The organism is Streptomyces sp. NPDC034037 (assembly GCF_055575715.1).
Genome location: NZ_JBVISC010000002.1, coordinates 308,639 through 335,207, shown reverse-complemented (window position 1 = coordinate 335,207; position 26,569 = coordinate 308,639). Strand labels below are relative to the sequence as shown.

The 26,569-nt window shown below is 72.3% G+C and carries 22 protein-coding genes and 2 pseudogenes; 11 read left to right on the top strand and 13 right to left on the bottom strand.

Annotated elements, in window-relative coordinates:
• Positions 1 to 115 precede the first annotated feature (115 nt).
• The 3 genes from ACZ516_RS07285 to ACZ516_RS07275 form a co-directional block, all read right to left on the bottom strand.
• On the bottom strand, positions 116 to 997 hold the full coding sequence (locus ACZ516_RS07285; RefSeq protein WP_468748822.1) for a patatin-like phospholipase family protein: 882 nt from the start codon (positions 995 to 997) through the stop codon (positions 116 to 118).
• A 502-nt stretch (positions 998 to 1,499) separates the two neighbouring features.
• Positions 1,500 to 1,913, bottom strand: coding sequence for an arsenate reductase ArsC (locus ACZ516_RS07280; RefSeq protein WP_468748821.1), 414 nt, complete (start codon positions 1,911 to 1,913; stop codon positions 1,500 to 1,502).
• 57 nt (positions 1,914 to 1,970) lie between these two features.
• Entirely contained in the window at positions 1,971 to 2,330 is a 360-nt protein-coding gene (locus ACZ516_RS07275; RefSeq protein ID WP_468748820.1) for an ArsR/SmtB family transcription factor, read from the bottom strand.
• Positions 2,331 to 2,519: 189 nt separating this feature from the next.
• Here ACZ516_RS07275 and ACZ516_RS07270 point away from each other — a divergent pair, with 189 nt between their 5' ends.
• Both ACZ516_RS07270 and ACZ516_RS07265 read left to right on the top strand, forming a co-directional pair.
• Positions 2,520 to 3,824, top strand: coding sequence for an NAD(P)-binding domain-containing protein (locus ACZ516_RS07270; protein ID WP_469009612.1), 1,305 nt, complete (start codon positions 2,520 to 2,522; stop codon positions 3,822 to 3,824).
• 159 nt (positions 3,825 to 3,983) lie between these two features.
• Complete coding sequence (locus ACZ516_RS07265) at positions 3,984 to 4,226, top strand: chaplin (RefSeq protein ID WP_469008998.1); 243 nt, start codon at positions 3,984 to 3,986, stop codon at positions 4,224 to 4,226.
• A 63-nt stretch (positions 4,227 to 4,289) separates the two neighbouring features.
• Here ACZ516_RS07265 and ACZ516_RS07260 read toward each other — a convergent pair whose 3' ends face one another.
• Positions 4,290 to 6,614, bottom strand: a complete 2,325-nt coding sequence (locus tag ACZ516_RS07260; RefSeq protein WP_469008996.1) for an FG-GAP repeat domain-containing protein — start codon at positions 6,612 to 6,614, stop codon at positions 4,290 to 4,292.
• A 253-nt stretch (positions 6,615 to 6,867) separates the two neighbouring features.
• On the opposite strand from ACZ516_RS07260, the gene ACZ516_RS07255 reads away from it, so the two are divergent.
• Complete coding sequence (locus tag ACZ516_RS07255) at positions 6,868 to 7,878, top strand: RICIN domain-containing protein (RefSeq protein ID WP_468748818.1); 1,011 nt, start codon at positions 6,868 to 6,870, stop codon at positions 7,876 to 7,878.
• On the opposite strand, the gene ACZ516_RS07250 is transcribed toward ACZ516_RS07255, so the two are convergent.
• The 3 genes from ACZ516_RS07250 to ACZ516_RS07240 all read right to left on the bottom strand — a co-directional run bounded on the left by ACZ516_RS07250 (position 7,862) and on the right by ACZ516_RS07240 (position 11,203).
• On the bottom strand, positions 7,862 to 9,151 hold the full coding sequence (locus tag ACZ516_RS07250; protein WP_469008995.1) for a GDSL-type esterase/lipase family protein: 1,290 nt from the start codon (positions 9,149 to 9,151) through the stop codon (positions 7,862 to 7,864). The two genes, ACZ516_RS07255 and ACZ516_RS07250, sit on opposite strands and share 17 nt — an antisense overlap.
• Positions 9,152 to 9,485: 334 nt before the next feature.
• Entirely contained in the window at positions 9,486 to 10,628 is a 1,143-nt protein-coding gene (locus ACZ516_RS07245; protein WP_469008994.1) for a M20 family metallopeptidase, read from the bottom strand.
• 113 nt (positions 10,629 to 10,741) lie between these two features.
• Entirely contained in the window at positions 10,742 to 11,203 is a 462-nt protein-coding gene (locus ACZ516_RS07240; RefSeq protein WP_469009611.1) for a GNAT family N-acetyltransferase, read from the bottom strand.
• A gap of 127 nt (positions 11,204 to 11,330) precedes the next feature.
• Between ACZ516_RS07240 and ACZ516_RS07235 the strand changes: the two genes are divergently transcribed.
• The 4 genes and pseudogenes from ACZ516_RS07235 (at position 11,331) to ACZ516_RS07220 (ending at position 15,217) form a co-directional block, all read left to right on the top strand.
• Positions 11,331 to 11,852, top strand: coding sequence for a CGNR zinc finger domain-containing protein (locus ACZ516_RS07235; RefSeq protein WP_469008992.1), 522 nt, complete (start codon positions 11,331 to 11,333; stop codon positions 11,850 to 11,852).
• A 222-nt stretch (positions 11,853 to 12,074) separates the two neighbouring features.
• Positions 12,075 to 13,475 (top strand): annotated as a pseudogene (locus ACZ516_RS07230) (alpha-amylase); the annotation flags it as partial.
• Between the two features lie 69 nt (positions 13,476 to 13,544).
• Positions 13,545 to 14,513: a LysR family transcriptional regulator gene (locus tag ACZ516_RS07225; RefSeq protein ID WP_468748813.1), complete on the top strand. Its 969-nt coding sequence runs from the start codon at positions 13,545 to 13,547 to the stop codon at positions 14,511 to 14,513.
• 200 nt (positions 14,514 to 14,713) lie between these two features.
• Complete coding sequence (locus tag ACZ516_RS07220; protein WP_469008989.1) at positions 14,714 to 15,217, top strand: nucleoside deaminase; 504 nt, start codon at positions 14,714 to 14,716, stop codon at positions 15,215 to 15,217.
• 117 nt (positions 15,218 to 15,334) lie between these two features.
• On the opposite strand, the gene ACZ516_RS07215 is transcribed toward ACZ516_RS07220, so the two are convergent.
• Both ACZ516_RS07215 and ACZ516_RS07210 read right to left on the bottom strand, forming a co-directional pair.
• The gene (locus tag ACZ516_RS07215) at positions 15,335 to 15,997 is read right to left on the bottom strand and encodes a TetR/AcrR family transcriptional regulator (protein WP_469008987.1); all 663 of its coding nucleotides are present in this window, start codon (positions 15,995 to 15,997) and stop codon (positions 15,335 to 15,337) included.
• Positions 15,998 to 16,047: 50 nt separating this feature from the next.
• Positions 16,048 to 16,989 carry an alpha/beta fold hydrolase gene (locus ACZ516_RS07210; RefSeq protein ID WP_469008986.1) on the bottom strand — a complete coding sequence of 314 codons (942 nt, stop codon included), beginning with the start codon at positions 16,987 to 16,989 and terminating at the stop codon, positions 16,048 to 16,050.
• Positions 16,990 to 17,141: 152 nt separating this feature from the next.
• Between ACZ516_RS07210 and ACZ516_RS07205 the strand changes: the two genes are divergently transcribed.
• The gene (locus tag ACZ516_RS07205) at positions 17,142 to 18,353 is read left to right on the top strand and encodes an acyl-CoA dehydrogenase family protein (RefSeq protein ID WP_469008984.1); all 1,212 of its coding nucleotides are present in this window, start codon (positions 17,142 to 17,144) and stop codon (positions 18,351 to 18,353) included.
• An 82-nt stretch (positions 18,354 to 18,435) separates the two neighbouring features.
• On the opposite strand, the gene ACZ516_RS07200 is transcribed toward ACZ516_RS07205, so the two are convergent.
• The 3 genes from ACZ516_RS07200 to argG form a co-directional block, all read right to left on the bottom strand.
• Entirely contained in the window at positions 18,436 to 19,065 is a 630-nt protein-coding gene (locus ACZ516_RS07200) for an isochorismatase family protein (RefSeq protein WP_469008982.1), read from the bottom strand.
• A 109-nt stretch (positions 19,066 to 19,174) separates the two neighbouring features.
• Entirely contained in the window at positions 19,175 to 20,167 is a 993-nt protein-coding gene (locus tag ACZ516_RS07195) for a GlxA family transcriptional regulator (protein WP_469008980.1), read from the bottom strand.
• A 163-nt stretch (positions 20,168 to 20,330) separates the two neighbouring features.
• Positions 20,331 to 21,779, bottom strand: coding sequence for an argininosuccinate synthase (gene argG / locus ACZ516_RS07190; RefSeq protein ID WP_469008979.1), 1,449 nt, complete (start codon positions 21,777 to 21,779; stop codon positions 20,331 to 20,333).
• Between the two features lie 146 nt (positions 21,780 to 21,925).
• Between argG and pstS the strand changes: the two genes are divergently transcribed.
• Complete coding sequence (gene pstS / locus ACZ516_RS07185; RefSeq protein ID WP_469008977.1) at positions 21,926 to 23,089, top strand: phosphate ABC transporter substrate-binding protein PstS; 1,164 nt, start codon at positions 21,926 to 21,928, stop codon at positions 23,087 to 23,089.
• On the opposite strand, the pseudogene ACZ516_RS07180 reads toward pstS, so the two are convergent.
• Positions 23,056 to 23,412, bottom strand: a pseudogene (locus tag ACZ516_RS07180) (ArsR/SmtB family transcription factor); the annotation flags it as partial. The gene pstS and the pseudogene ACZ516_RS07180 sit on opposite strands and share 34 nt — an antisense overlap.
• 270 nt (positions 23,413 to 23,682) lie before the next feature.
• Between ACZ516_RS07180 and ACZ516_RS07175 the strand changes: the two are divergent.
• Positions 23,683 to 24,771, top strand: coding sequence for a cation diffusion facilitator family transporter (locus tag ACZ516_RS07175; RefSeq protein ID WP_469008975.1), 1,089 nt, complete (start codon positions 23,683 to 23,685; stop codon positions 24,769 to 24,771).
• Between the two features lie 118 nt (positions 24,772 to 24,889).
• Positions 24,890 to 26,344 carry a PepSY-associated TM helix domain-containing protein gene (locus tag ACZ516_RS07170; RefSeq protein ID WP_469008973.1) on the top strand — a complete coding sequence of 485 codons (1,455 nt, stop codon included), beginning with the start codon at positions 24,890 to 24,892 and terminating at the stop codon, positions 26,342 to 26,344.
• Positions 26,345 to 26,569 lie beyond the last annotated feature (225 nt).

Sequence of the window (26,569 nt, the reverse complement as noted above, 5' to 3'; positions counted from 1 at the left end):
GGGTTCGCCCACGCGTGCGGCGTGGAACTCCGTACGAGCAGGAGCGGCAGGAAGACAGCACCCTGGCCGGAGTACGCAAACAGCCAGGCCGAGCAGGTCGCTTCGTCGTGAGTTCTCAGCCCGGCTCACGCTCCAGGTTCCAGACAGTGGCTGTTCGAGCGGCCCAGGCTGCTGCTTGGGCACGGCCTGCTCGGCCGGCTGACATACGGTTGCGCGCACTGAGAGGGTTGATGCCGATGGCTCGGCGTGACGCCCGATCGGGTGAGATCAACACGACGTGCGCGCCCTTTTCAGCGAGGTATGCGGCCTGATCTTTCGTGGTGGGCCTGCGCCAGTAGAGCCGCGGGACAGGGGCCAGAATGACGACGCGTTCGTAGCCGGCTGCCTGGTGGGCATTGGCGGGGGAGTGCATCCCACCGTCGATGCACAGACGCATGTCGAGGGGAATCGGTGGAAACAGGCCCGGGACAGAGCAGCTGGCGGTGGCGGCGCGCAGCAGACTGATAGGGGTACTGCGGTCCAGGACGATGAGGTTGCCGTTCGCGCTGTCGACGGTGCAGATATGCAGGGTGCGTTTCGGCCATTGCTGTATGTGGAGGGAGGCGCCGATGGCTTGGAATGCCTGGTCCGCACTGCGGGCAGGGAGAAGCCGTGCGAGTCGGGTGGTGCAGCGGGCAGCAGGGCCCGGCTTGCGGGGGCCCAGGAGGGCAACGAGAAGGTTGAACAGAACGGCACGCGTAGTGTGTGGCCCTAGATCCGGTGCGGGCGCACGGGTCTGGCGATCGTAGATCTGTTGGGCTGTGCGTCCCGAGGCGACTTCTGCGCCGATGATGGCGCCGGCTGAGGTTCCGATCACGAGGTCTGCCTGGGAAAGATCGATTCCGGCCTCCGCCAACCCGAGGAGCATGCCGGCTTCCCAGGCGCCGCCGCCCAGGGCGCCTCCTCCGAGGACCAGGGCGCGAGTGGCAGGAGTGGAGCAGGACGGGGCTTCGGTCATGTGCTGGGCTCCTACGCGAGCCGGCATGCCGTGCTTCCTCGATAGCCGCAGCGTTGCTTGCCGGAGATCCATTGACTGAGACCGGGCGATCCGCGGGGGAGGGGGAGGCATGACAGAAACGGCCGCGACACTGAGGGCGTGATGGTGCGATCGAAGGCGCGTGGGAGAGAGTGAGTGCCCTTCGCCCTGCTATCCGCAGAGCAAGTCGCCTATGTTCCAGGGCACCCGCCGTCGCATCGGAAGACAACCCCTGGTGGGGGTCGCATAGGGATTACACGGGGGTGGTGCATCTGCATTCCAACGCTCCCGAGTACATCTCTCCACCCCTCTCTTGCAGTGAGGCCGCGGGCCGGTGACACGCTGCCCCCGCACCTCCATCAGCGGCGCTCTGGCATATGCGACCGGTCGGTGATGGCCACGGGGACGCCGGCGTCGCGCAGGAGGTTGGCGGTGATGTTGGCGTACTAGGGCTCCTCCCCGGCCGAGCCGCGCCCCGCCCTTGTCACGCCGTCCTCCCGGGAGCGATCTCCGCGAGCAGATCCTCCACCAGGGCCCTGATCTCGTCGCGGATCGGACGGACGGCCTCGACACCCCGACCGGCGGGGTCGTCGAGGCGCCAGTCGAGATAGCGCTTGCCGGGAAAGACCGGGCAGGTGTCCCCACAGCCCATCGTCACGCACACGTCCGACTCCTCGACGGCGTCGACGGTGAGCAGTTTCGGGCGCTCGGCGGAGATGTCGATGCCCACCTCGCGCATGGCGGCGACCGCGGCGGGATTCACCGCTCCGCCGGGGTCGGACCCGGCGGAGCGGACCACCACGCGGTCGCCCGCCAGGTGGGTCAGCCAGGCGGCGGCCATCTGGGACCGGCCGGCGTTGTGGACGCAGACGAACAGGACGGAAGGCTTCTCGGGCACCGGGGGCTCTCTCGGCTCGTGTGCGGGCGTGGCGTCAGCTCGTGTGCGGGCGTGGCGTCAGGCGGCGACGCGCCCGAGGACGTGCCCCAGCGCCGCGAGCACGGACGGCTCGACGCGGTAGTACACCCAGGTGCCGCGCCGCTCGGAGGCGAGCAGGCCGGCCTCCTTGAGCCTCTTGAGGTGGTGGGACACGGTCGGCTGGGAGACGCCCACGTCGGAGATGTCGCACACGCACGCCTCCCCACCCTCGTGCGAGGCGATCAGGGAGAACAGCCGAAGCCGCACCGGGTCGCCGAGCGCCTTGAACATCGCGGCCGTCCGGGCGGCCTCCTCGGCCGTGAGGGGGCGCTCCGTCAGGGGCGGGCAGCAGGGCTCGACGTCCGTGTCCACGAGGGGCAGCACCTTGGCATTCGGCATCTGTCTATGTTGACACATGTCGAATCAAGGAGCCTCGCCCCGACGGTGCGCCCGCCCCCGTGCACGCCACGTCTCTGTTTCGGTGAATGTCTATGTTGACGTACGTCGATATGGAGAGCACGCTGGCCGCACAACTCATCGACGGATGTCGAATCAGAGGGAGTCACCGTGAACGCGCCGGACCACCGCATGCCCACCGCCGAGCTGCCCACCGTGGTGATCGGCGCCGGCCCCGTCGGCCTCGCCGCGGCCGCCCACCTCGTCGGGCGGGGCCTTCGGCCTCTCGTCCTGGAGGCGGGCGCCGCCGCCGGAAGCGCCGTGCGCGAGTGGTCGCACGTACGCCTCTTCTCACCGTGGGCCGAGCTCGTCGACCCCGCCGCCGAGAAGCTCCTGGCCCCCACCGGCTGGGTGAGGCCGGACGCGGCGGCCTGTCCGACCGGCGGGGACTGGGTGCGCGCGTACCTCCAGCCGCTGGCCGACGTACTGGGCGACCGTGTCCGCTTCCAGGCGGCGGTGACCGGTGTCTCCCGCCAGGGTCGCGACCGCGTGGTCGACGTCGACCGCGAGCGGCGGCCCTTCACCGTGCACGTCCGTGACGCCGGCGGCGGCGAGCGGCGCGTCCTCGCCCGCGCGGTCATCGACGCCTCCGGCACCTGGGCCACCCCGGGCCCGATCGGCGCCGACGGCCTCCCCGCCCTCGGTGAGCACACCGCGCGGGACCGCGTCTCGTACCGCGTTCCCGACCTGCGGGACCCTGCCGTACGGGCGCGGTACGCGGGCCGGCGCACCGCGGTGATCGGTGCCGGGGCCTCCGCGTTCACCGCCCTGGCCCAGCTGGCCGACCTCGCCCGGGAAGCGCCCGGCACGCACGCCGTGTGGGTGCTGCGGCGCGGCATCGGCGGCGCGACCTTCGGCGGCGGCGCGGCGGACGAGCTGCCGGCGCGCGGCGCCCTGGGCCTGGCGGCGAAGGCGGCCGTGGACGACGGCCACGCCGACGCCGTCACCGGCTTCCGCACCGACGCCGTCGACAGGAGCGGCGATCGGCTGGTGCTGGTGGCCGAGGACGGCCGCCGCCTCGACCCGGTCGACGAGATCATCGTCCTGACCGGTTTCCGCCCCGACCTGTCCTTCCTCGGCGAGCTGCGCCTCGCTCTCGACGAGCGGCTCCAGGCGCCCGTCACGCTCGCCCCGCTGATCGACCCCAACCAGCACTCCTGCGGCAGCGTCCGCCCGCACGGCGTGCGGGAGCTCTCCCACCCCGAGAAGGACGTCCACCTGGTCGGCATGAAGAGCTACGGCCGCGCCCCGACCTTCCTCGCCATGACGGGATACGAGCAGGTCCGTTCCGTCGCGGCCGCCCTCGCCGGGGACCAGGAGGCCGCCGGGCGCAGCGAGCTGACCCTCCCCGAGACCGGCGTCTGTGGCGGCGCGGGCCTCTTCGACGAACCGGCGGACGCCGACGAGTCCGCCGACGGCTGCTGCGGAGCGCGCTGAGCCCCTTCCGAGGCCCGTGGCAGGCGGGCCCGGGGCCGGGTGCGCGCCACGCCGTGGAGAGGCCCGGGGTCACCCGAATGGAGGCAAGCGTTCGCGCGAACGGCCCTCGCGCTATCTGCTGGAGAGAGATCGCATTTCCTACACGGAGGAGATCACTCCATGCGTGTCCGTACTCTCAGCGTCGCCGCCCTGCTCGCCGTCGGCACCATGCTCGGCGGTACGAGCCAGGCGCTCGCCGACGACGGCCCCTCCGCCGACGCCCACGTCGCCAACAGCCCCGGCCTTCTCTCCGGCAACGCCGTTCAGCTGCCGATCGACCTCGGCGTCAACCTCTGCGGCAACACCGTCGACGTCATCGGGCTCCTCAACCCGGCCACCGGCAACCACTGCAAGACCAACTGACGAACGCCTTCGGCACAGCGGCCCGACCGGGATCTCCCCGGCCGGGCCGCTGCGTCGCGCCGGTCAGGCGAGCGAGGCCCAGCTCTTCCAGTACTCCGCCGCGCCGAACGGGACCCGCCCGGCGAAGGAGCCGTCGCCCTTGCCCGCGTTGAGCCACAGACGGTGCGAGGTGTCCCGCGCGAGCAGGTCCTGCCGGCCGTCGCCGTTCACGTCACCCGCGCCGATGACGTCCTTGTAGGAGGCGCCCCAGTCCTTGAACACCTGGACGCGGTCCTTGAGCCTGCCGGTGCGCAGGCCGTCGTAGCGCCACAGTTCGCCGGACTTGTCGAGGGCGAGTACGTCCCCGAGACCGTCGCCGTTGAGGTCCCCGGCGCCGATCACCCGCGAGTAGCCGGTCCAGGCCGCGCGGATCCTCACCCGCGGCTCGAAGGCCCCCGAGCCGTCGGCCGCGTACAGATACACATCGCCGGTGGCCTTGTCGCGGGCCAGCAGGTCCGGGCGGCCGTCACCCGTCTGGTCGCCGCTCGCGAACAGCGTGTCGTAGCGGGTCCAGTCACGGGCGAGGCGCTTGTACGCGGAGTCGGGCGCCGGCAGGCCGCCGCCGCACGCCGGGGTGTACAGCCGGGTCTCGCCGTCGGGCAGCCGGACGATCAGGTCGTTGCAGCGGTCACCGTCGAAGTCGCCGAACGGCACCACCCGCGTCTTCTCGTTCCACGGTGATGCGTAGAAGGTGTCGGTGGGGTTGGTGGTGTCCCCGGTGTACAACTTCATCGAATCGCTGAACGACAGGCCGACGACGTCCCCGCGCGCGTCGTCGGCGTAGTCGTGCCACTTGGGCGCGGCACGCGTGCCCGTCGTCGCCGTGTACGCCGTGGCCGCGCCGCCCGCACCGGGCGACCGCGTCCACACGGCCACCGGCCGCCCCTTGCCGTCGACGGCGGCCCGGCCCGCGCTCACGGTGTCCTTGGTCTGCGCGCCGAGTGTGCGCGGCTTGGACAGATCGCCGCCCTCCACGGTCTGCGCGACGAAGTCCTCGCGCAGGGCACGCCCCAGTTCGAAGCGCTTCTGCGTGTACGTGACCACGACCGCGCCGCCCGCGCCGGCGACCGCGCCCAGCGAGTCCCCGTCGACGTTCGAGGCGAGCTTGCGCGCCGCGCCCCAACCGCCGCCGGAAGAGAGCCGGGTGGCGACGGCGGGCTCGCCCGGCCCCCGCATGCCGACAGCGGTGATGTCACCGTTCGGAGCCGTCAGGAGGTCGGCGGGCGCGGCCGGCCGTGCCCCGACGCCGGTCTGCACGGCCTCGCCCCACTGCGCCGCACCGGCCGCCTTGCGGGCGTAACCGCCGTGCGAGAGCAGTTGGAACCCGCCCTGCGGATGGGCGGCCAGCGTGACCAGCCGGGGCTTCTCGCCCAGCTGCGGCAGCTCACGCGGCGGCGCCCAGGCGGCATCGGCGCCCGCGGGCTTCTCCAGGTACCTGTAGTGCCACTTGTGGGCGGACGGATCCGGGTCGACGCCGTCGCCCTCGTAGAAACTGTTGCCGCCCCAGATCACCCCGACCGTGCCCGTCGGGTCGACGGCGACCCGCATGTCCCACAGCGCGTAGGCGTACACGTGGTCGTCGCCCACGATCGGGTCCGGCAGCCGGTCCAGGGTCGTGGGGGCGGACCAGGCGCCGTCCGGGCCCGACCGCTCGACCACGGTCAGGCGACGCTCCTCGTCCATCCACGCGACGGCCTGGTGGCCCCGCGCGTTGGAGGCCAGCGTGGCGCCCTGGGTACGCGTGCGGTCCCCGGCGCGCGCGACCGTGCCGGTCGTGACGTCCTCGGCGGGCGTGAAAGCGGTGCCGTCCGGTGCGAGCCGCGACATCTTCAGCGTGGCGGCCCCGCCGTCCGCGGGGTCGGTCCACCACAGCAGGGAGACGGCACCGTCGTCGGTGCGCTGGAGGCTGCGGCCCGGGGCGGGCGTGGCCGGCTGCCAGGTGGTGCTGCCCGCGGGCCGCACCGACAGCACGGTCCGGCCGTCCCGGGTGAAGAGCCCCGCGAGGGTCCCGTCACGGGTCGACTTCAGGTCGACGACGCCGGTGACGCCGGGCAGTTCCTCGGGCGCGGTCCACGGACCGAGGCCGACCGGGGCGACCGAGGGAACCGCCGCGGGCGTGGCCGCCTGCGCGTACGGCGCGAGGACACCGAGTGCGAGCACGGACGCGAGCGCGCTTCCCCGGAGCGCGCGGGTCCGCATGGTGGCGTGGGACTGCCTGATGCCGCGGGACGGTGCGGTGACGCGAGGCCGCGCCTGCGCATCGGTCTGCGTGTGCATATCGGCCCGTGCCTGCATATCGGCGTGTGCGGGCATGCCGGTCTGTGCGGGCATGCCGGACTGCTTGGTCATGTGAGAAGGCCCCCCCGGGCTCGACACCTGTCCCGGCTCACTGCCGGGAGAGTAGCCGCAGCGTATATCAGCCAAGATCGTCGCACCCGGGTGGGTTTCCGCCGTGCTGGGGGCCGCCGCCCGGGGGCGGCCGTGTCAGGCGGGCGTCAGCGGTGACGGGCAGCATCTGGCGCCGCCACGCCCGCATCGTGCGAGCCGAGCCGGGGCGCTCGGTCCGCCGGGCGGGCTCGATCCCCCAGGGATGGAGAAGTCCATGCTGAGCTCCCGTTCAGCCCGCCCGTACGCGCTCACCCCGACCCTGCTCCTCGTCCTCGTCCTGGCACTGGCCTCGGCCCTGCTGCCGGGCGCCGGCCAAGTGGCCCGGGCCGCGAGCACCGCCGCCGGCCAGCAACTCAACATCGCCGCGACCCACACCGGCATGTGCCTGGAAGTCGCCACCCAGACAGCCGGCGAGCGCGTCAAGCAGCGGCGCTGTGCCGGCCGGGAGGGAGCGCTGTGGTCCTTGCAGGAATCCTCGGCGCACAGCGGGGCCGTGCACATCATCAGCGCCCTCAGCGGCAAGTGCATGGCGGTGGAGAACTCCAGCGCCGACAACGGAGCCGCCGTCGTGCAGACGGACTGCGACGGCCGGCCCGGCACCAGCTTCTTCTTCGAGGACCTCGGGGACTCCGCGCTGATCCAGTCGGCGACGGCGAGCCCGCGCAAGTGCCTCGAGGTCACCGCCTCCGCCACCACCGACGGCACGCCACTGCGCCAGTGGACCTGCGAAAACCAACCGGGCGCGAAATTCACGCAGGGGACGTTCCGGGGCCTCCAGGAGGGCTGGATCAAGATCCGCCCCGCCAGCGCGCCCGGCCAGTGCCTGACCGAGGGGCGCGCCGGGCTCCTGAGCGTCCCGGTCGCCGTGCAGCGCCCCTGCGCGAAGGCCACGACCCCGCGCACATACCTGGCGTCGCAGGGCAACGGCCTCTACAAGCTCCAGTGGCACAACACCCAGGCGGGCATCCGCTGCCTCATGGTGTTCCCCTTCAGCTCGGTGCCCGACCTGCTGGAGACGACGAGCGACTGCGCGGGGGCCAACTCGTTCTACATCGAGGCGGTCGAGACACCCGTCCCCAACACCTTCCGGATCTACACGCTGTTCACCCCCGACCGGAAGTTCTGCGTGGGCATCACGGACAGGTCCACGGCGGAGGGCGCCGCGGCCAAGCAGGAGGCCTGCACCGACCGCACCGACCAGGTGTTCTTCATCGACTCCGAGTAACACCTGACGGCCGACCGGTGGTCGCCCGGGTGAGCGGGCCGCCCGGGCCGAAGGCCAGGGACGCGAAACGTTCGCCGATGCGGCGATGGGTCGCGGCGTCGGGATGGAGCTGGTCGGGCAGCGGCAACTCCTCGAAGTCCGCCCGGCCGTACAGCTCACGGCCGTCGAGGTAGTGGAGGTTCGGGTCGTCGCCGGCGCGCTGCTTCACGATGCGCGCCAGTTCGTCCCGGATGACGGTCAGCGTCAGCTTCCCGCCGGGCACCTCCGCGGGGTCGCCCATCGCCCGGAACTGGAACCGCCCCTCGCTGAGCCCGCTGAGGTCCGGCGCGCCCGGTCCGGGCGTGTCCTCGTGGATCGGGCACAGCAGCGGCGACACGACCAGCAGCGGAGCGGTGGGGTGCCCCTCGCGGATCGTGTCGAGGAAGCCGTGGACCGCCGGCCCGAAGGCCCGCAGGCGCATCAGGTCCAGATTGACGAGGTTGATGCCGATCTTGACGCTGATCAGGTCGGCGGGAGTGTCGCGCAGGGCGCGTGCGGTGAACGGGTCGAGCAGGGCGCTGCCGGCCAGGCCGACATTGATCAGCTCCACGCCGCCGAGGGAGGCGGCCAGCGCGGGCCAGGTCGTGGTGGGGCTCGCCGCGGTGGAGCCGTGGCTGATCGAACTGCCGTGGTGCAGCCACACTTCGCGGCTGCTTTGCGGGGCCGCCTCGACGGGGGCGTCGGTACGCAGGGCGACCAGCCGGGTGACCTCGTTGTACGGCAGCCAGATCTCGACGTCCTTGACCCGGTCCGGCAGCCCCTGGAAACGGACCGTGCCGACCGGCCCGGGCTCGGTCTCCGCCGCACCGGTGGTCATGTCCAGCGTCAGGACGTTGCCGCCCGTCGTACTGGCCTGACCGGCGAGGGCGCCGTCGACCAGCAGGTCGTACACGCCGTCCGGACGGGGCGGTGCGCCCCGGTAGGCCATCTTGGTGCGGAGCGTGTCGAGTTCTACGGCGGTCGCCCGCGTGCGGAACACCAGCCGTACGCCGGAGGGCTGGGACTCGGCCATGGCCAACTGCCCGTCGGCGCACTGCGCACGGGCCCGGGCGGGCAGCCGGTGCGGCAGCACGCCGTGCTCGGTGCCCTCCACGTCGAGCGCGCCGCGCAGGAGATCGGCGGCGAGGGACGTGGTGATCGGTGTCGTGATCCACTCCGGTTCCGGGGGAGTGGTGCGGGAGCCGGAGTCGGAGGCGGGGCCGGGGGCGGGAACGGGGTCGTGCGGAGAGTTCATGGTCTCAGCCTGTCAAGCGGATACGTGGAAGGCACACGCTTTTGGTGCGGTGTGCGGTGTGCGGTGTGCGGTGTGCGGTGTGCGGTGTGCGGTGTGCGGTGTGCGGTGTGCGGTGTGCGGTGTGCGGTGTGCGGTGTGCGGTGCTGGGTATGGGGCGCTGGGCGCGCGGTGCCGGGCACGGCATGCCGGGTGCTCGTGCCGAGTACGGGGTGTCCGCCACCGCTCCTCGACACGCCTCCGCCTCCCAGCACATCGGCGCGGCCCGGCACAGCTGCGCCGCCCGCACACTTGCGCCCCGCTTTGCGCCCCGCAACGTCTACGTGCCCCGCAACCTCTACGCGTCCCGGACGACCTCCTCGACGAGGGCGGCCAGCAGTCGCGCCCGGGGGACCATCTCGGCGACGACCACATGCTCGTGATCGGCGTGCGCCCCGCCGCCCACCGCGCCCAGTCCGTCCAGCGTCGGACAGCCGATCCCGCCCGTGAAGTTGCCGTCGGACGCTCCGCCGACCGCGACCGACCGCAGCGGGGGGAGGCCCAGGCGCCGGGCGACCGCGCACGCCCGCTCGAAGAGGTCGGCGGACAAGGATTCTTCCAGAGGAGGCCTGTTGGGGCCGCCCCGCACCTCCAGACGTGCTCCCGGCACGGTGATCTCCAGCGCCCGCATCGCCGTGTCCACCCGCTCCTGCGCGCCGAGGCCCGGAACGCGGACGTCCACACAGACCGTCGCCTCGGCGGGCACGGTGTTGGTCGCCGTCCCGGCCCAGGCCATCGTCGGCGTCGCCGTGGTCCGCCAGCCTTCCTGGGCGTCGCCGTCGGCCTGCCGGGCCAGGGCCTCCATGGCGAGGATGAGCTGGGCGGCCCCGATCGCCGCGTTGACGCCCTTCTCCGGTTCGAGCCCGGAATGCGCCGCCTTGCCGTGGACCACCAACTCGTAGGCGGAGGTGCCCTTGCGCGCCGTCTTCAGTGCGCCGCCGTCGCCCGCGGCCTCCAGTACGAAGGTGGCCGCGCACTGCCGTGCCATCTCCTCGATGAGCGGCCGCGAGGTGTCCGAGCCGGTCTCCTCGTCGCCGGTGACCAGGACGCACACCCCCTCCAGGGAGGGCAGCGAGCCGAGCGCGTGGAACATCTGCACCAGACCGGTCTTCATGTCGAAGACGCCGGGCCCGCGCGCGATGCCGTCCTCCAGCGACCAGGGATGGGTCTCCAGGGACCCCATCGGCCACACGGTGTCGTGATGGCCGAGCAGCAGCACCCGGGGTGTGCCGAACACCCACCGCAGATGCGTCACCCCGTCGACGACGAGGCGTTCGGGCGGGACACCGAGGTGCCGGGTGCCCTGCGCCGCCACGACATCGGCGCTGCGCGCCAGCGCCTCCAGGTCGGCGGAGAAGGACTCGCACACCACGAGATCCCGCAGGTCCGCGACCATCGCCGTGAGCTGGTCCGCCGCTCCTTCCGCCGCAGCCCCTCCCATCGCCGCCCCGTTGTCGCGCCTATCGCTGTGCGCATCCCTGGCCACTCCCGACTCCTCCCTGTGAACGTCTCTGTGATGCTAAGCGAGGGCCCGGGGAGTGCCCCGAGGGAACGTCACGGACGCCAGTACAGCGCGGGGTCGGGATGGTCGACGAAGCCCAGGGCGCGGTAGAGCGGTTCGCCCTCGGGGGAGGCGTACAGGTCCACGCGGGAGGCCTCCCGCCCGCGGAACCAGTCCAGCAGGGCCCGCATGATCGCGCGGCTGTGGCCACGGCGCCGGTGCGCCGGGTCGGTGATCACGCCGATGACGTGACCGACACGGCCGTTGATGTTGTGCGGGCCGGGAAACCACTGCTCGACGGTGCCGATGCCGCAGGCGGCGAGGCCTTCGTCGCCGTCCACGACGAGGATCCGCGCGGAGTCGGCGGTGAGCTGGTCATTGAGTACCTCGGCGAGGTGGTGACGCCAGTCGTCACCCGCCGAGGCGGGGTTGAAGTAGTCCCCGCCGAGGTTCTCGAACAACGACGCACGCAGGCGCACGAGTTCCGGCAGATCCTCTTTGGCGGCCCGCCGCACCACAGGGCCGGGACTACTGATCGGCTGTGCGGGAGCGGGAGCGGGAGCGGGAGCGGGCGTCGCGGGCCGAGGGGACGTGAGGTGTTTCTCGGGGTGGCTCATGTGATCACCCTGATGTAATGGCCTTATGCACCTCAACCCTTACGGCGCGGATGCCGTGAACCTGGCGGCGGACCTGGCCAACCGGCGGCCGGTCGACGCCGCGGACCTGACGGAGCGCTGCCGCGCTGCCGGACTGGCCCTGGAAGTCCCCGCCACGGCGCAGGACTTGGTCGTCCTCGGGGCCGCCCTGGACGCGTGGGAGGAAGTCGTCGACGCCACCGACGAGCAGGAGCGGGCGCAGTCGGTCAACCGGATGCTCGCCGCGTCCTGTGCCCACCCCCGGCTGACCGATCACGCGGGCGGCGGCTGGCACCTGCACTACCGCGACGACCAACTCCCCCTCGAAGCCCTGCTGTTCTCCCTGCTGTCCGTCGGCACCGCCCTGCATCTGGCCGGGCGCGGAATGCACCGGCTGCGGCGGTGCGAGGTCGGCGAGTGCACCACGATCTTCGCCGACACGTCCCGTACCGGACGGCAGCGCTACTGCTCCCACCCGTGCGCCAACCGCGACGCGGTACGTCGTCACCGCGCCCGGGCCAGGGCCTGACGCGGCGCCTGGCCGCTCCGGGGTGGCCTCCCCGGTGCGGCGGGGCGTGCGCGAAGGGTTGACCGGGCCTGCCAGGGCGCTTACGGTCCCGATCGCAAGTTCTTGCAGATTCAACCTGCAAGATCCTGCCGGTGATTCAGCGACGCCCCCGCGCCCCCCACACTCCCGCCCGTCCCCGCCCCCCACACTCCCGCCCGTCCCCGCCCCCCACTGGAGGCCCCCATGAACGGTCCGACGCACCCGACCCGCAGACCTGTCGCCGTCACCCTCGCCCTCGCGGCCGGGGTCCTCGGGAGCCTCCTCGGAGCGCCCCCCGAGGCCGGGGCGACCCCGCCCGGCGGCAAGGACGTCACCGCCGTGCTCTTCGAGTGGCGCTTCGACTCGGTCGCCGAGGCGTGCAAGAACCGGCTCGGTCCCGACGGTTACGGATTCGTCCAGGTCTCACCGCCCCAGGAGCACGTCCAGGGCGGCCAGTGGTGGACCTCGTACCAACCGGTCAGCTACAAGATCGCCGGGCGGCTCGGTGACCGGGCGGCCTTCAAGAACATGGTCGACACCTGCCACGGCGCCGGCGTCAAGGTGGTCGCGGACGCCGTGATCAACCACATGGCGGCCGGCTCGGGCACCGGCACGGGCGGCTCCTCCTACACGAAGTACGACTACCCCGGCACCTACTCGGGCGCGGACATGGACGACTGCCGCTCGCGCGTCACCGACTACGGCGACCGCGGCAACGTACAGAACTGCGAACTCGTGGACCTGGCCGACCTGGACACCGGCGAGGGCTACGTACGCGGCCGGATCGCCGCCTACCTCAACGACCTGCTCTCCCTCGGTGTCGACGGATTCCGCGTCGACGCGGCCAAGCACATGCCGGCCGGGGACCTCGCCGACATCAAGTCGCGGCTGAGCGATCCGGGCGTGTACTGGAAGCAGGAGACCATCTACGGCGCCGGTGAGGCGGTCTCACCGGGCGAATACCTGGGCAACGGCGACGTCCAGGAGTTCCGGTACGCCCGCGACCTCAAGCGCGTCTTCAACGCCGAGAAACTCGCCTACCTGAAGAACTACGGCGAGGGCTGGGGGTACCTGCCCTCCGACAAGGCCGCCGTCTTCGTCGACAACCACGACACCGAGCGCGGCGGCGACACCCTCAGCTACAAGGACGGCGCCAACTACACCCTGGCCAACGTCTTCATGCTCGCCTGGCCCTACGGCTCGCCCGATGTCCACTCCGGCTACGAGTTCTCCGACCGTGACGCCGGGCCGCCCAACGGTGGCGCCGTGCGGGCCTGCTACTCCGACGGCTGGAAGTGCCAGCACGCGTGGCGCGAGATAGCGGGCATGGTGGCCTTCCGCAACACCGCGCGCGGCCAGAACGTCACCCACTGGTGGGACAACGGCGGCAACCAGATCGCCTTCGGCCGCGGCGACAAGGCGTACGTCGCGATCAACCACGAGGGCGCCTCGCTGAACCGCACCTTCCAGACCTCGCTGGCCGCCGGCGACTACTGCGACGTCCAGGCCGACAGGCGCGTCACGGTCGACTCCGCCGGCCGGTTCACCGCCACGCTCGCCCCCAACACGGCGCTCGCCCTGCACACGGGCGCACGAACATGCGGCTCCTGACCCGCACCCGCCTTGTCGCCCCCGGCGCGACCTGGGGCGTCCGGCGGGCCTAGGCTCGGCCGTATGGGAAAGACACAGGCCACGGGCAAGGGAGGGGCCGGGAGCGAGGCGGCGGGACCGCAGGCGGGGGTGGGGGCGCTGGACCTCAACCAGTTGCGGACGTTCCTCGCCGTCTACCGCTCCGGGTCCTTCACCGCCGCCGCCCGCCTCCTCGGTCTGTCCCAGCCCACGGTCACCGCCCAGATCCGCTCCCTCGAACGGCAGCTCGACCGGGAGCTCTTCCAGCGGCTGCCCCGCGGCGCCGCCCCCGCCCCGTTCGCCGACGAACTGGCGGCCCGTATCGTCGAGCCCCTGGACGCCCTCGCGGAGGTCGCGGGCCACGGCGTCGACGGCTCGGCGGAGCCCGTCCATCTCGCGGGACCGGCCGAATTCCTCTCCCACTGCGTGCTGCCCGGCCTCGCCCCCCTCGTGGAGAAGGGGGTGCGGCTGCGGATCACCACGGGGCTCACCGACGACCTCCTGGACGAGTTGCGCGCGGGCCGCCATGACCTCGTGGTCGCCACGACCCGCCCCCGCGGCCGGACCCTGACCGCCGTACCCCTGGCCGACGAAGAGTTCGTGCTGGTCACGACGGGTGCCTGGGCGGAGCGGACCGGGGGCGCCGAGGCGATCGCCGGCCAGGGCCCGGCGGCCCTGCGCGGGGTGCCCCTGATCGCGTACGCGGAGGACGTGCCCATCGTCCGCCGCTACTGGCGGCACGTCTTCGACAAGCGCCTGGTCTGCGAGCCCGCCGTCACCATGCCCGACCTGCGCGCGGTCAAGGCGGCCGTGCTCGGCGGCGCCGGCTTCAGCGTCCTGCCCCGCTATCTGTGCCGCGACGAGCTGGCCTCGGGGGACCTCGTCCTGCTGAACGATCCGGAGGACCCGCCGATCAACACGGGCTTCCTCGTGCAGCGCCCCGGCTCCTCGGACAACCCGCACGTCGCCCTGGTCCGCGACCACCTGCTGGCGTCCTCACAGGACTGCGACTGAGGGGAGCGTCTCGTTGCCGTTGCCGTTGCCGCAGGCCCCGGCCGGTTTTCGGAGAAACCTACGAGAGATCGACAGGTCCTTTCAGGTCTTCCACGCCTAGCTGATTCCGGCCACCGGGCTGTGTACTGCTCAACAGGTTGCGATGGATGAGGCGTCCCCGGCGCGTAGCGCCCGCACCCCCACCGAAAAAGGGAGTCACCATGACCGCGTACGCCCAGGAAGCGACCGTCCAGGAGATCGAGAAGGCCTGGATGGACGAGGCGATCAAGCTCGCCACGGACAGTGTCAAGAACGGCGGTGGGCCGTTCGGCGCCCTGGTCGCCAAGGGCGGCGAGGTCGTCGCCACGGGGAACAACCAGGTGACCGCCTCCCTGGACCCGACGGCGCACGCCGAGGTGAGCGCGATGCGCGCCGCCTGCAAGACGCTGGACACCTTCGCGCTGGAGGGCTGCGTCCTGGTCACCTCGTGCGAGCCGTGCCCGATGTGCCTGTCGTCGGCGCTGTGGGCGCGGGTCGACCGGATCGTCTTCGCCGCCGACCGGGACGACGCCGCGGTGGCCGGGTTCGACGACCGCAAGTTCTACGACCTGTTCGAGAAGAAGCCCGCCTCGATGTGGCCGATGCCGGTCGAGCGGCTGGACGTGGCGAACCGTACGGCGCCCTTCGACGCCTGGCTGGCCAAGTCCGACCGCGTCGACTACTGACGGGCTGGCGACCGCTGACCCGGTTTCCGTACGGCCGGGGGCAAGCGCCCCAAGCCTGGGACCGGGATCAGCCGTGCGCCGCCCGTGCGTCAGGACCGGTCGGTGACCGCGTGGGGGTCAGGGCCGTGGTTCGGGGCCGGTCAGCCGCAGCCCGTTCTCCCAGATCTTGTTCAGCGTCGTGACCAGCCGCTCGTACGGGATGCGCTGGCCCAGCACGAACACCGTGTACGCCATGCGGCTCACCATCACCGACAGGGCGTGCGCGGTCACCAGCGGGTCGAGGCTCCGGTCGGCCTCGCCGTTCTCCTGGAGGGTGCGGATCAGCTTGGCGTTGCGTCGCACGAAGGCGTTGCCGCGCTCGATGCGCAGCGCCATGAACTGCTCGTCCACCTGCGCCACTTGCTCGAACAGCGCCATCAGGCGCGCGTTCTTCTTGTACGCCCGCAAGTACTCGCGGTTGGCGGCGTCGATGAGATCGCGGGTGTCGGTGATGCCGGTGCGCTCGCGCAGCTGCGGGTGCAACATCTCCTCCTGCACCTGCTCGACGAGCGCCTGGAAGATCTCTTCCTTGCTGTTGAAGTACGTGTAGAACGACCCGGAGGCGACCTGCGCCGCCTTGGTGATGTCCGTGATCCGGGCGTCCAGGTACCCGTCGCGTTCGAAGACCTCGCGGGCCGCGGCGATCAACGCGTTGCGGGTCCTGACACCGCGCGCGCTGCGGGGCGTGATCGGTTGCTTCTGGCCGCCGTCCGCGGCCGGGGCCTGGGCAGCCACTGCCATCCATTCACTGTCGTTTGCGAATCTGTGCGTAACCGGCGCAGCGGATGCCATCAGCCGACCATGGCGAGGAATTCCAGGAGAGCGGCGTTCACCTCGGCGGGCCGCTCCTGCTGGATCCAGTGGCCCGCGCCGTCGAGCACGACGTGCCCGCGCAGGTCGGTGAGCATCCGGTCGAGGCCTCCGGCGGGCATGAAGCGGGCGACGGGATCCTTGGACCCGGTGACGAACAACGCGGGCTGCTCGATCACGCGGCCGTCCAGGTGCTCGGTGAGCGCCCAGTTGCGGTCCAGGTTGCGGTAGTAGTTGAGGCCGCCGGTGAAACCGGTCTCCTCGAACGTGTCGACGTAGTAGGCGAGTTCCTCCTCGCCGAGCCACGACGGGGGAGGCAACTGCTCATCGGGCCTGGCCGCCCACTCGGCGGAGTAGATCTCCCTCGTGACGAGGGTCCTGCGCACATTGCGGCTCAGCGCCCGGTCCGCGACGCCCGGCTCCTGGAACCACACCATGTAGAAGTCGTCCCCGAGCCGCGAGCGCAGGATCGGCAGGGGCGGGGCGGGGGCCCGCGGCGTCACCGGCACACTCATCCCGGCCACCGCCCGCACCCGCTCGGGATGCGCCAGGGCCATGTTCCACACCACGTTCGCGCCCCAGTCGTGCCCCACGAACACCGCGTCGTCCGCGCCCACGTCGTCGAGGAGCGCGGCCAGGTCCGAGCAGAGCGTCAGGATGTCGTACGCGTCGACGTCGGCGGGGCGCGAACTGCCGCCGTAGCCGCGCATGTCGGGCACCAAGACCCGGTGCCCCGCCTCCGCCAGCGCGAACACCTGGTGCCGCCAGGAGAACGCCAGCTCCGGGAAGCCGTGGCACAGCACCACCGGCGGCCTGCCCGGCCGCGCCTCGCCGTGGTCGAAGACCCGCAGCGTGATGCCGCCCGTGGCGACCCGGCGCGTCGCGACGCGCTCCCACTCGCTGACCGGCACATGCGTCGTCATCAGGCAGCACTCCTGTGGTCGGGGCGTATCGAACTTGACGTTGGATTCAAACATACCGTCGAGGGCCGGGAGATGACTCTTGAACCTGAATACGGATTCAAATACGGTGACGGCGCCGAGGCGAGACGACCGTGGGAGGACCCGTGTTCGACATGACCGACAGGGCCGAGGAGTACCGGGAGAAGCTGCTCGCCTTCATGGACGAGCACATCTACCCCGCCGAGGCGGTGTACGAGAGGCAGCTGGCCGAGTCCGGCGACCCCCACCACCAACCGCCGGTGCTCGAGGAGCTCAAGGCCGAGGCCAAGAAGCGCGGCCTGTGGAACCTCTTCCACCCCCACCCCCAGTGGGGTCCCGGCCTGACCAACCTGGAGTACGCGCCGCTCGCCGAGATCATGGGCCGCAGCGCGCACCTCGCCCCCGAGGCCACCAACTGCAACGCCCCGGACACCGGCAACATGGAGGTCCTCACCCTCTTCGGCACCGACGAGCACAAGGAGAAGTGGCTGAAGCCGCTCCTCGCCGGGGAGATCGCCTCCGCGTTCGCGATGACCGAACCCGCCGTCGCCAGCTCCGACGCCCGCAACATCGAGATGCGGATGGTGCGCGACGGCGACGACTACGTCCTCAACGGCCGCAAGTGGTGGACGTCCAACGCCCTGCACAAGAACTGCCGGGTGCTCATCGTGATGGGCAAGACCGACCCGCAGGGGCCGAGCCACCGGCAGCAGAGCATGATGGTCGTCCCCCTCGACACCCCGGGCGTCACGGTCCTGCGCGGCCTGCCCGTCTTCGGCTACCAGGACCGCGAGGGCCACGCCGAGGTGCTCTTCGAGGACGTCCGCGTCCCGCGCACCGCCCTGCTGGCCGGCGAGGGCGACGGCTTCATGATCAGCCAGGCCCGGCTCGGCCCCGGCCGCATCCACCACTGCATGCGCTCCATCGGCATGGCCGAACGCGCCCTCGACCTGATGATCGACCGTGCCCGGTCCCGTACGACGTTCGGCGTGCCCCTGGACGACCGGGCCAACATCCAGGACTGGATCGCCGAGTCCCGCGTCGAGATCGACATGGCGCGGCTGCTCACGCTCAAGGCCGCGCACCTCATGGACACCGTCGGCAACAAGCAGGCCCGCACGGAGATCGCCGCCATCAAGGTCGCCGCGCCCGCGGTGGCCCTCAAGGTCGTCGACCGGGCGATCCAGGTCCACGGCGGCGCCGGCGTCAGCGACGACTTCCCGCTCGCGAGCATGTACGCCCATCTGCGCACCCTGCGCCTGGCCGACGGCCCCGACGAGGTGCACAAGCGCACCATCGCGCTGCGGGAGCTGCGCCGCCGCGAGACCGAGCGGAACGCCCCGTGAGGGTGTCCCGCGACGGCGGGGCCGCCGCCCGCGCGGGCGCCTGACGGGGCATCGGCCCGGCGGCCCGGACGGGTGCGGCAGGTCAGGCGGGGAGAGCGTCGACGGTCGGGACGACGGTGGCGAACAGATCGGTGAGGGTCGTCAGGGCGGCCCTCTGGAGCGCGTCGGCCGTCAGGACCGTGCCGTCCGGGGCGGCGAGGGCACGGGTGGCGGTCGCCTCCGCGACGACGGTGGGCCGGTACCCCAGCTTGAAGGCGCCCTGCGCCGTGTAGTTGACGCACATGTGCGTCATGAACCCGGCGAGGACCAGCTGCCCGCCGCCGCCCGGGGCGAAGCCGAGGCCGGTGAGTGTCTTCTCCAGCTCGGTGGCGTGGAAGGAGTCGGGGAACTCCTTGACCACGACCGGCTCGCCGGCCACCGGGGCGACCTCGTCGCTGATGGCGCCGATGTGGGCGCGGATGTCGTACGGGGTGCCCGCACCGCCGTCGTTGACGACATGGACGACCGGGACGCCCGCCGCGCGGGCCCGCTCCAGCAGCCTGGCGCCCGCCGCGAGGGCCGCTTCGGCGCCCTCCAGCGCCATGACGCCCGTGCGGTAGGTGTTCTGCAAGTCGATCAGGATCAGGGCGGACTCGCTCAGCCGAGGCGGCCGGCCGTCCAGGCCGATCACGTCGCGCAGGGTGGTGGAAGCGGAGTGCGGGTGGGTGCTCATGAGGTGCCTTTCGGGAAAAGGGCAGGGCGGGGCCTACGGCCGACCGCGTGCCGGAGAGTGCCGGGCGCCGCCGAGGACTTCGGCGGGGATCCGACGGGACGGAGAAGGATCAGAGGGTGGTGGTGCGGAAGCGGCGGCGGTAGGCGGCCGGCGTACTGGCGAGCTGCCGTCGGAAGGCGCGGTGCAGGGTTTCGACCGAGCCGAGCCCGGCGGCGGAGGCGACCTTCTCCAGGGGGCAGTCGGTGCTCTCCAGGAGTCGGCGGGCCGTCTCCACCCGGGCCGCCTCGACGTAGTCGGCCGGGCTCGTGCCCGTCTCCTGCTTGAACACCCGCGCGAAGTGCCGCTCGCTGAGACACATCCGGGCCGCGAGCGCCGCCGCCGACAGGTCCTCGCAGAGGTGCTCGGTGATCCACAGCCGCAGCTCGTCGATGTCACGCCGGTCGGAGACGGGCCGGCTGAGCGGCACCGAGAACTGGCTCTGCCCGCCCTGGCGCCTGAGGTACATCACCAGCTGCCGGGCCACCGCCAGGGCGACGTCCTCGCCATGGTCCTCGGCCACCAGGGCCAGCGCCAGATCCAGGCAGGCGCTGATCCCGGCACCGGTCCACAGCCGCCCGCGGTCCGCGCGGACGAAGATGGGGTCCGGGTCGACCGTGACGGCGGGATGGTCGGCGGCGAGCTGGGCGGCGGTCGACCAGTGCGTGGTCGCGGTCTTCCCGTCGAGGAGCCCGGCCGCGGCCAGCAGATGAGCGCCGACACACACCGACGCCACCCTGCGGGCCGCGGGCGCGGTCTCCTCCAGCCACCGCACGACCTGAGCGTCAATGCGGGCGACCGGGCCGTCCTCGGTCATGTCCACCGCGCCGGGCACCAGCAGGGTGTCCACCCGGCCATCGGTCCCGTCGAAGGACACGTCCGTGAGCAGCCGCACGCCCGCCGAGGTGCGGACCGCGCCGACGACCGGCCCCGCCAGGTGGACCTCGTAACCGGCGCGGCCGCGTGTCACCCGGTTGGCCAGCGCGAAGACCTCGGCGGGACCGGTCACGTCGAGGAGATCGACGTCGGGGAAGACCGCGATGACGACGCGGTGCGAGAGGGGCATGCGGCTATCCTCACGGCCACCGCCGAGGGCCGCAATGACGATTCCCTGTCACATCCGGACACGCGGTCCACGGCGGCGCGCGCGGCGGCGGCCGGGGCACATGACAGCGGGCCCGGCGGAAGGAATCCGCCGGGCCCGCAGGTCGGGAGTGCTCGCGGTGCGCTCAGTCCGTGCCCGCCTCCATCGCGGCACGGTCCAGCATCGTCTCCTCGTCCGTCGTCTCGCCCCGCGAGGCGATCGCCTGGGCGCCACCCGCGTCCATGGCCCCGATCAGGCCCGTCGAGGCCGCCTGCGCGGCACCGATCGGCGTCGGGTGGGCGGTGCCGACCAGGCCGAGACCGACGTACTGCTCCAGACGGGAGCGGGAGTCCGCGATGTCGAGGTTGCGCATGGTGAGCTGGCCGATCCGGTCCACCGGGCCGAACGCCGAGTCCTCGGTCCGCTCCATCGAGAGCTTGTCCGGGTGGTAGCTGAGCGTCGGGCCCCGCGTGTCGAGGACCGAGTAGTCCTCGCCGCGCCGCAGCCGCAGGGTCACCTCACCGGTGATCGCCGCGCCGACCCACCGCTGCAGCGACTCGCGCACCATCAGCGCCTGCGGGTCGAGCCAGCGGCCCTCGTAGAGGAGACGGCCGAGGCGCCTGCCCTCGTTGTGGTAGGCCGCGATCGTGTCCTCGTTGTGGATCGCGTTGACGAGCCGCTCGTAGACGATGTGGAGGAGCGCCATGCCGGGCGCCTCGTAGATGCCCCGGCTCTTGGCCTCGATGATCCGGTTCTCGATCTGGTCGGACATGCCGAGCCCGTGACGGCCGCCGATCGCGTTGGCCTCCATGACCAGGTCGACCGCGGTGGCGAACTCCTTGCCGTTGATGGCGACCGGGCGGCCCTGGTCGAAGGCGACCGTGACGTCCTCGGTGCCGATCTCCACCGACGGGTCCCAGAACCGCACGCCCATGATCGGGTCGACGGTCTCGATGCCGGTGTCGAGGTGCTCCAGGGTCTTCGCCTCGTGGGTGGCACCCCAGATGTTGGCGTCCGTGGAGTACGCCTTCTCCGTGGAGTCCCGGTAGGGCAGGTCGTGCGCGACCAGCCACTCGGACATCTCCTTGCGGCCGCCGAGCTCCGTCACGAAGTCCGCGTCCAGCCAGGGCTTGTAGATCCGCAGGTGCGGGTTGGCGAGCAGGCCGTAGCGGTAGAACCGCTCGATGTCGTTGCCCTTGAACGTGGAGCCGTCACCCCAGATCTGCACGCCGTCTTCCAGCATGGCCCGCACCAGGAGTGTGCCGGTCACGGCGCGTCCCAGGGGCGTGGTGTTGAAGTAGGGGCGCCCACCGGACTTGATGTGGAACGCACCGCAGGCCAGCGCCGCAAGGCCTTCCTCGACCAGCGCGGCACGGCAGTCGACGAGTCGGGTGATCTCGGCGCCGTACGCGGAGGCTCGGCCGGGCACGGACGCGATGTCGGGCTCGTCGTACTGGCCGATGTCGGCGGTGTACGTGCACGGGACGGCGCCCTTGTCGCGCATCCAGGCGACGGCTACGGAGGTGTCGAGGCCGCCGGAGAAGGCGATGCCGACACGCTCGCCGGTGGGGAGGGAGGTGAGGACCTTGGACATGGCAAGAGTATGCATCAGAACGCATGGCCATGCAAACGTCTCCGGCGCACCCGGCCGTCGCCCGATGTTCGCCCTGCCGTCACCCGCCGTCGTCCTCGACCGGCGACCATCTGAGTCCCGATCGCGATCGAGCCGAGGGGACCACGTTGCGACGCCCACGTCCGAGACGTACGTATCGAGGCGGCAGAACGCTCTTCACGGGCCCGCTGGTCGTCGCGGTGGCGCTGGCCTTCGCGGGATGCGGCCTCGCGGGGTGCGGCCTCATGGGGTCGGGGGAGGGTGACGCCGCCGCTCACGCGTCCGCCGCTCCCGCGGCCGTCGCCGGCATCGAGTGCGCGCGGGCGGGGAGGGTCCCGGGGACCGGTTCGAGCGCCCAGCAGAGCGCGATGAAGCACTGGATCACGGAGTACCAGCGCGCCTGTCCCGGTGTGCGACTCGCCTACAACCCGATCGGCTCGGGAGCGGGCAGCGCCCAGTTCCTGCGCGGCGCCACCGCCTTCGGCGGCTCCGACAGCCCCCTGAAGGCCGACGAGATCGAACGGTCCAAGGAGGCCTGCCGGGGCGGTCGCGCCATCGACCTGCCCATGGTCGGCGGGCCCATCGCGATCGGCTACGACCTCCCGGGCGTCGACCGCCTGGTCCTGGACGCCCCGACGCTCGCCAAGATCTTCGACCGGCGCATCACCTCCTGGGGCGATCCGCGGATCCAACGCCTCAACCCCGGCGTCGAACTGCCCTCCCTGCCGGTCCGCCCCGTCCACCGCTCCGACGACTCGGGGACCACGGCGAACTTCCAGGCCTACCTCGCGGGCGCCGCCACCGACGTCTGGCGGCACCCGGTGGGCAAGGCCTGGCAGGGCGGGGCCGGCGCGTCCGCGAGCGGTTCGGGCGGGGTCGCCTCCGAGGTCACCTCCGGCTTCGGCGCGATCGGCTACTTCGAGCTGTCCTTCGCGCGGGCCAGGGACATCAAGACCGTCAGGATCGACACCGGCGCGCCCGCCCCCGTCGAACCGACGCCCACGACGGCGTCGGCCGGAATCGCGGCGGCCAGGGTCGTGGGCGAGGGCAAGGACATGACGCTGAAGTTCCGCTACGGCGCCGCGACGCCCGGCGCCTATCCGATCGTCCAGGTCACCTACGAGATCGTGTGTGACCGGGGAAACCGGAAGGAGACCCTTCCCGCCCTCAGGTCGTTCCTCGGCTACACCGCGAGCCCGGCGGGCCAGAAGCCGCTGTCCCGGCTGCACTACGCGCCACTGCCCCGCTCCGTCGCGGGTCAGGTCCGCGAGGTGGTCCGCACGCTGTCCTGAGCGGGCGCCACCGAGGAGCCGTCCGGGCGCTGGTGCGTGGCGAGATCCAGTGCCTCGTCGACGACCCGCCGCAGCCGGCCGTCATGGAGGGCGTAGACGACCCGGCGGCCCTCCTTGCGCGAGCCGACGAGTCCGGCGAGGCGGAGCTTCGCCAGATGCTGGCTGACGGCGGGCCGCGCGGCGCCGCAGGCCTCGGTCAACGTGGTCACGTCGGCCTCGCCCTCGCTCAACCGGCGGAGCAGCGCCAGGCGGGTGCGATCGGCGAGCAGCGCCAACAGGTCGGCGGCGAGGGCGAATTGCTCCTCGCTCGGCGGGTGCGGGTGCGGGTACTCAGGCCGCCCAGGGTCCGGGGTGGGCTGGTGTGCAGGGTGCGAGGGGTCTGGGGCTTGCTGGTGCGAGGGATCCGGGGCCTGCTGGTGCGCGGGGAGTGGGGCGCCCGGGGTGTGCTGGTGCGCAGGGTGCGCAGGTGAGAGATGCTTGCGTGCGCTCATACGCACATAATGGGGGCCCGCACGCCCGGGGGCCACCGGGCCGGACGGTCCGTCGCGGCCGAGCCCGGCCGGCGTGGCCCCGCACACCGGAAGGGGCACCACGTGAGCGACGAGCACCACGAACACCCCCACCTCCCGCGAGCAGGGCATCACCACCCGCACCCGCACCCGCATCCGCACTCCCACGGCCACGGGCATGACCGTCGCCGGGTCGCCCACCGCCTGCGACACCTCTTCACCCCGCACTCGCACGACTCCGCCGACAAGGTCGACACCGCGCTGGAGAGTTCGGCGCGCGGCATCCGGGCGCTGTGGGTGTCCCTGCTGGTGCTGGGGCTGACCGCCGGGGCGCAGGCCGTCGTCGTGGTGATGTCGGGCTCCGTCGCCCTCCTCGGGGACACCGTGCACAACGCGGCCGACGCCCTGACCGCCGTACCCCTCGGCATCGCCTTCGTCCTGGGCCGACGGGCGGCCACCCGCCGCTTCACCTACGGATACGGCCGCGCCGAGGATCTGGCGGGCCTCGTCATCGTCCTCACGATCGCCGCCTCGGCCGCGTTCGCGGCGTGGTCGGCGGTCGAACGGCTCCTGAACCCGCGCGACATGAGCCATGTGCCCGTGGTGGCCCTCGCCGCGGTGATCGGCTTCCTCGGCAACGAGGGCGTGGCCCGCTACCGCATCCGCGTCGGCCGCGAGATCGGCTCCGCCGCACTGATCGCGGACGGACTGCACGCGCGTACGGACGGATTCACCTCACTGGCCGTGCTGTTCGGGGCGGGCGGCGCGGCCCTGGGACTGCGGCTCGCCGACCCCCTCGTCGGCCTCCTGATCACGGCCGCGATCCTGCTCGTCCTGCGGGACGCCGCCCGCGAGGTCTTCCGCCGCGTGCTGGACGCCGTGGACCCGGCGCTCGTCGACACGGCTGAACGCGCGCTCCTGGAGGTGGCCGGCGTGCACGAGGTGGGCGAGCTGCGGATGCGGTGGATCGGCCATCGGCTGCGCGCCGAAGTGGCGGTCGTCGTGGACGGAGCGCTGACCGTGCGCGCGGCCCACCAGGTGGCGGTCGAGGCCGAGCACGCGCTGCTGCACGCCGTCCCCCGCCTGACCGGCGCCCTCGTGCACGCGGATCCGGCACCGGCGGCGGGGGAGCGCGACCCGCATCTGGCCCTGGCCCACCACACGCACACTTGACCGTGCCGCAGTGGCGCACGTCACACGGGGGCGCGGGAACTTCGCCGGCCCCTGGGCCGACTCCTGGACCGGCCCGGTCGCAGTCGGGCCGTGGCCCGTCGATCCAGGAGAACACCTCATGCCCGCCGAACCCACCGTCCTCGCCGAAGGCGACGGGCAGCAGCCGGCCGACCCTTTGAGCCCGCCCGAGGACACGGAGGCCCGGCCGGCGGCCCGGCGATCCGGCTGGGCGTCGTTGCGTCCGCTGGTGCTGCGCCTGCACTTCTACGCGGGGCTGTTGATCGCGCCCTTCCTCCTGGTCGCCGCCACGACGGGCCTGCTGTACGCGGGCTCGTACCAGGCCGAGAAGATCCTGTACGCCGATGAACTGCGCGTGTCCGTCCCGGCCGGCAAGAGTGAACTGCCCCTGACCCGGCAGGTGGCGGCGGCCCGGCAGGCGCACCCGGAGGGGACGATCAGCGCGGTCCGGCCCGCGCCCGAGGACGGCGCCACCACACGCGTCCTGCTCTCCGGGGTGCCGGGCGTCGACTCCGACCAGACGCTCGCGGTCTTCGTGAACCCGTACACGGGCGAGGTGCGCGGCGCCCTCGCGCAGTACGGCGCGTCCGGGGCGCTTCCCCTGCGCACTTGGATCGACGGGCTCCACCGCGATCTGCACCTCGGCGAGCCGGGCCGGCTCTACAGCGAACTCGCCGCCAGCTGGCTGTGGGTGATCGCGGGCGGCGGCCTCGTCCTGTGGTTCGGGCGCCGCAAGGCACTGCGGAAGCAGCGGAAGCCGGGGAACGCGACGGGGCGACGCCGCACGCTGTCGCTGCACGGCTCGGTGGGCGTCTGGGCGGCGGTCGGCCTGTTCTTCCTGTCGGCGACGGGCCTGACGTGGTCGACGTACGCGGGCCAGAGCATCAGCGACCTGCGGGACTCCCTCGGGCAGAGCACACCGTCGGTGACGGCGCAGACCGCCGGGGAGCACGCCGGGCACGGGGGCGCGGCCGGGACCGCGCGGGCCAGGGCGGGAGCCGACGTCGGTCTCGACGCCGTCCTGAAGTCCGCGCGCGGCCGGGGACTCTCGGACCCGGTGGAGATCGTCCCGCCCGCCGGCGACGCGTCCGGGCCGACGGCGTACGTCGTCAAGCAGATCCAGCGCAGCTGGCCCGAGAAGCAGGACTCGGTCGCCGTGGACCCGGCGAACGGCGCAGTCACCGACGTCCTGCGGTTCGACGACTACCCCGTGCTGGCCAAGCTGTCGCGCTGGGGCATCGACGCGCACGCCGGTTCGCTCTTCGGCATCGCCAACCAGATCGCGCTCGCCGCGCTCGCCCTCTGCGTGATCCTGCTCATCGTGTGGGGCTACCGCATGTGGTGGCAGCGCGGCCGCGCCTCGTCCTTCGGCCGGCCGATGCCGCGCGGCGCCTGGCAGGACGTACCGCCGTACGTCCTGGTCCCGCTGATGGCGGCGATCGCGGTCCTCGGCTACTTCGTGCCGCTGCTCGGCATCCCGCTCGCGGCGTTTCTCGTCGTGGACATCGTGCTGGGCGAGATCGCGTACCGGCGGGGGAGGCGCACGTACGCCTGAGCCGTCGGCGTGGGCCGGACCCCTCGGCCGGCCCGAATCCGGCCTCGTCGTGATGAGTTTCGGGCAGGAGGGTGTGACGCGCCCCGGAACGGGCACTCGAACAATTGGGCCCCGCCGTGTCTCCCCCGTCGCGGCGGGGCTCCCTCGTTTTCGGCAGGGGGCCGCGGAGGAGTCGGGTGCCCGATGGGTTTGGCCGGCGGCGGCTCGGCTACCCGTGCGGGACCG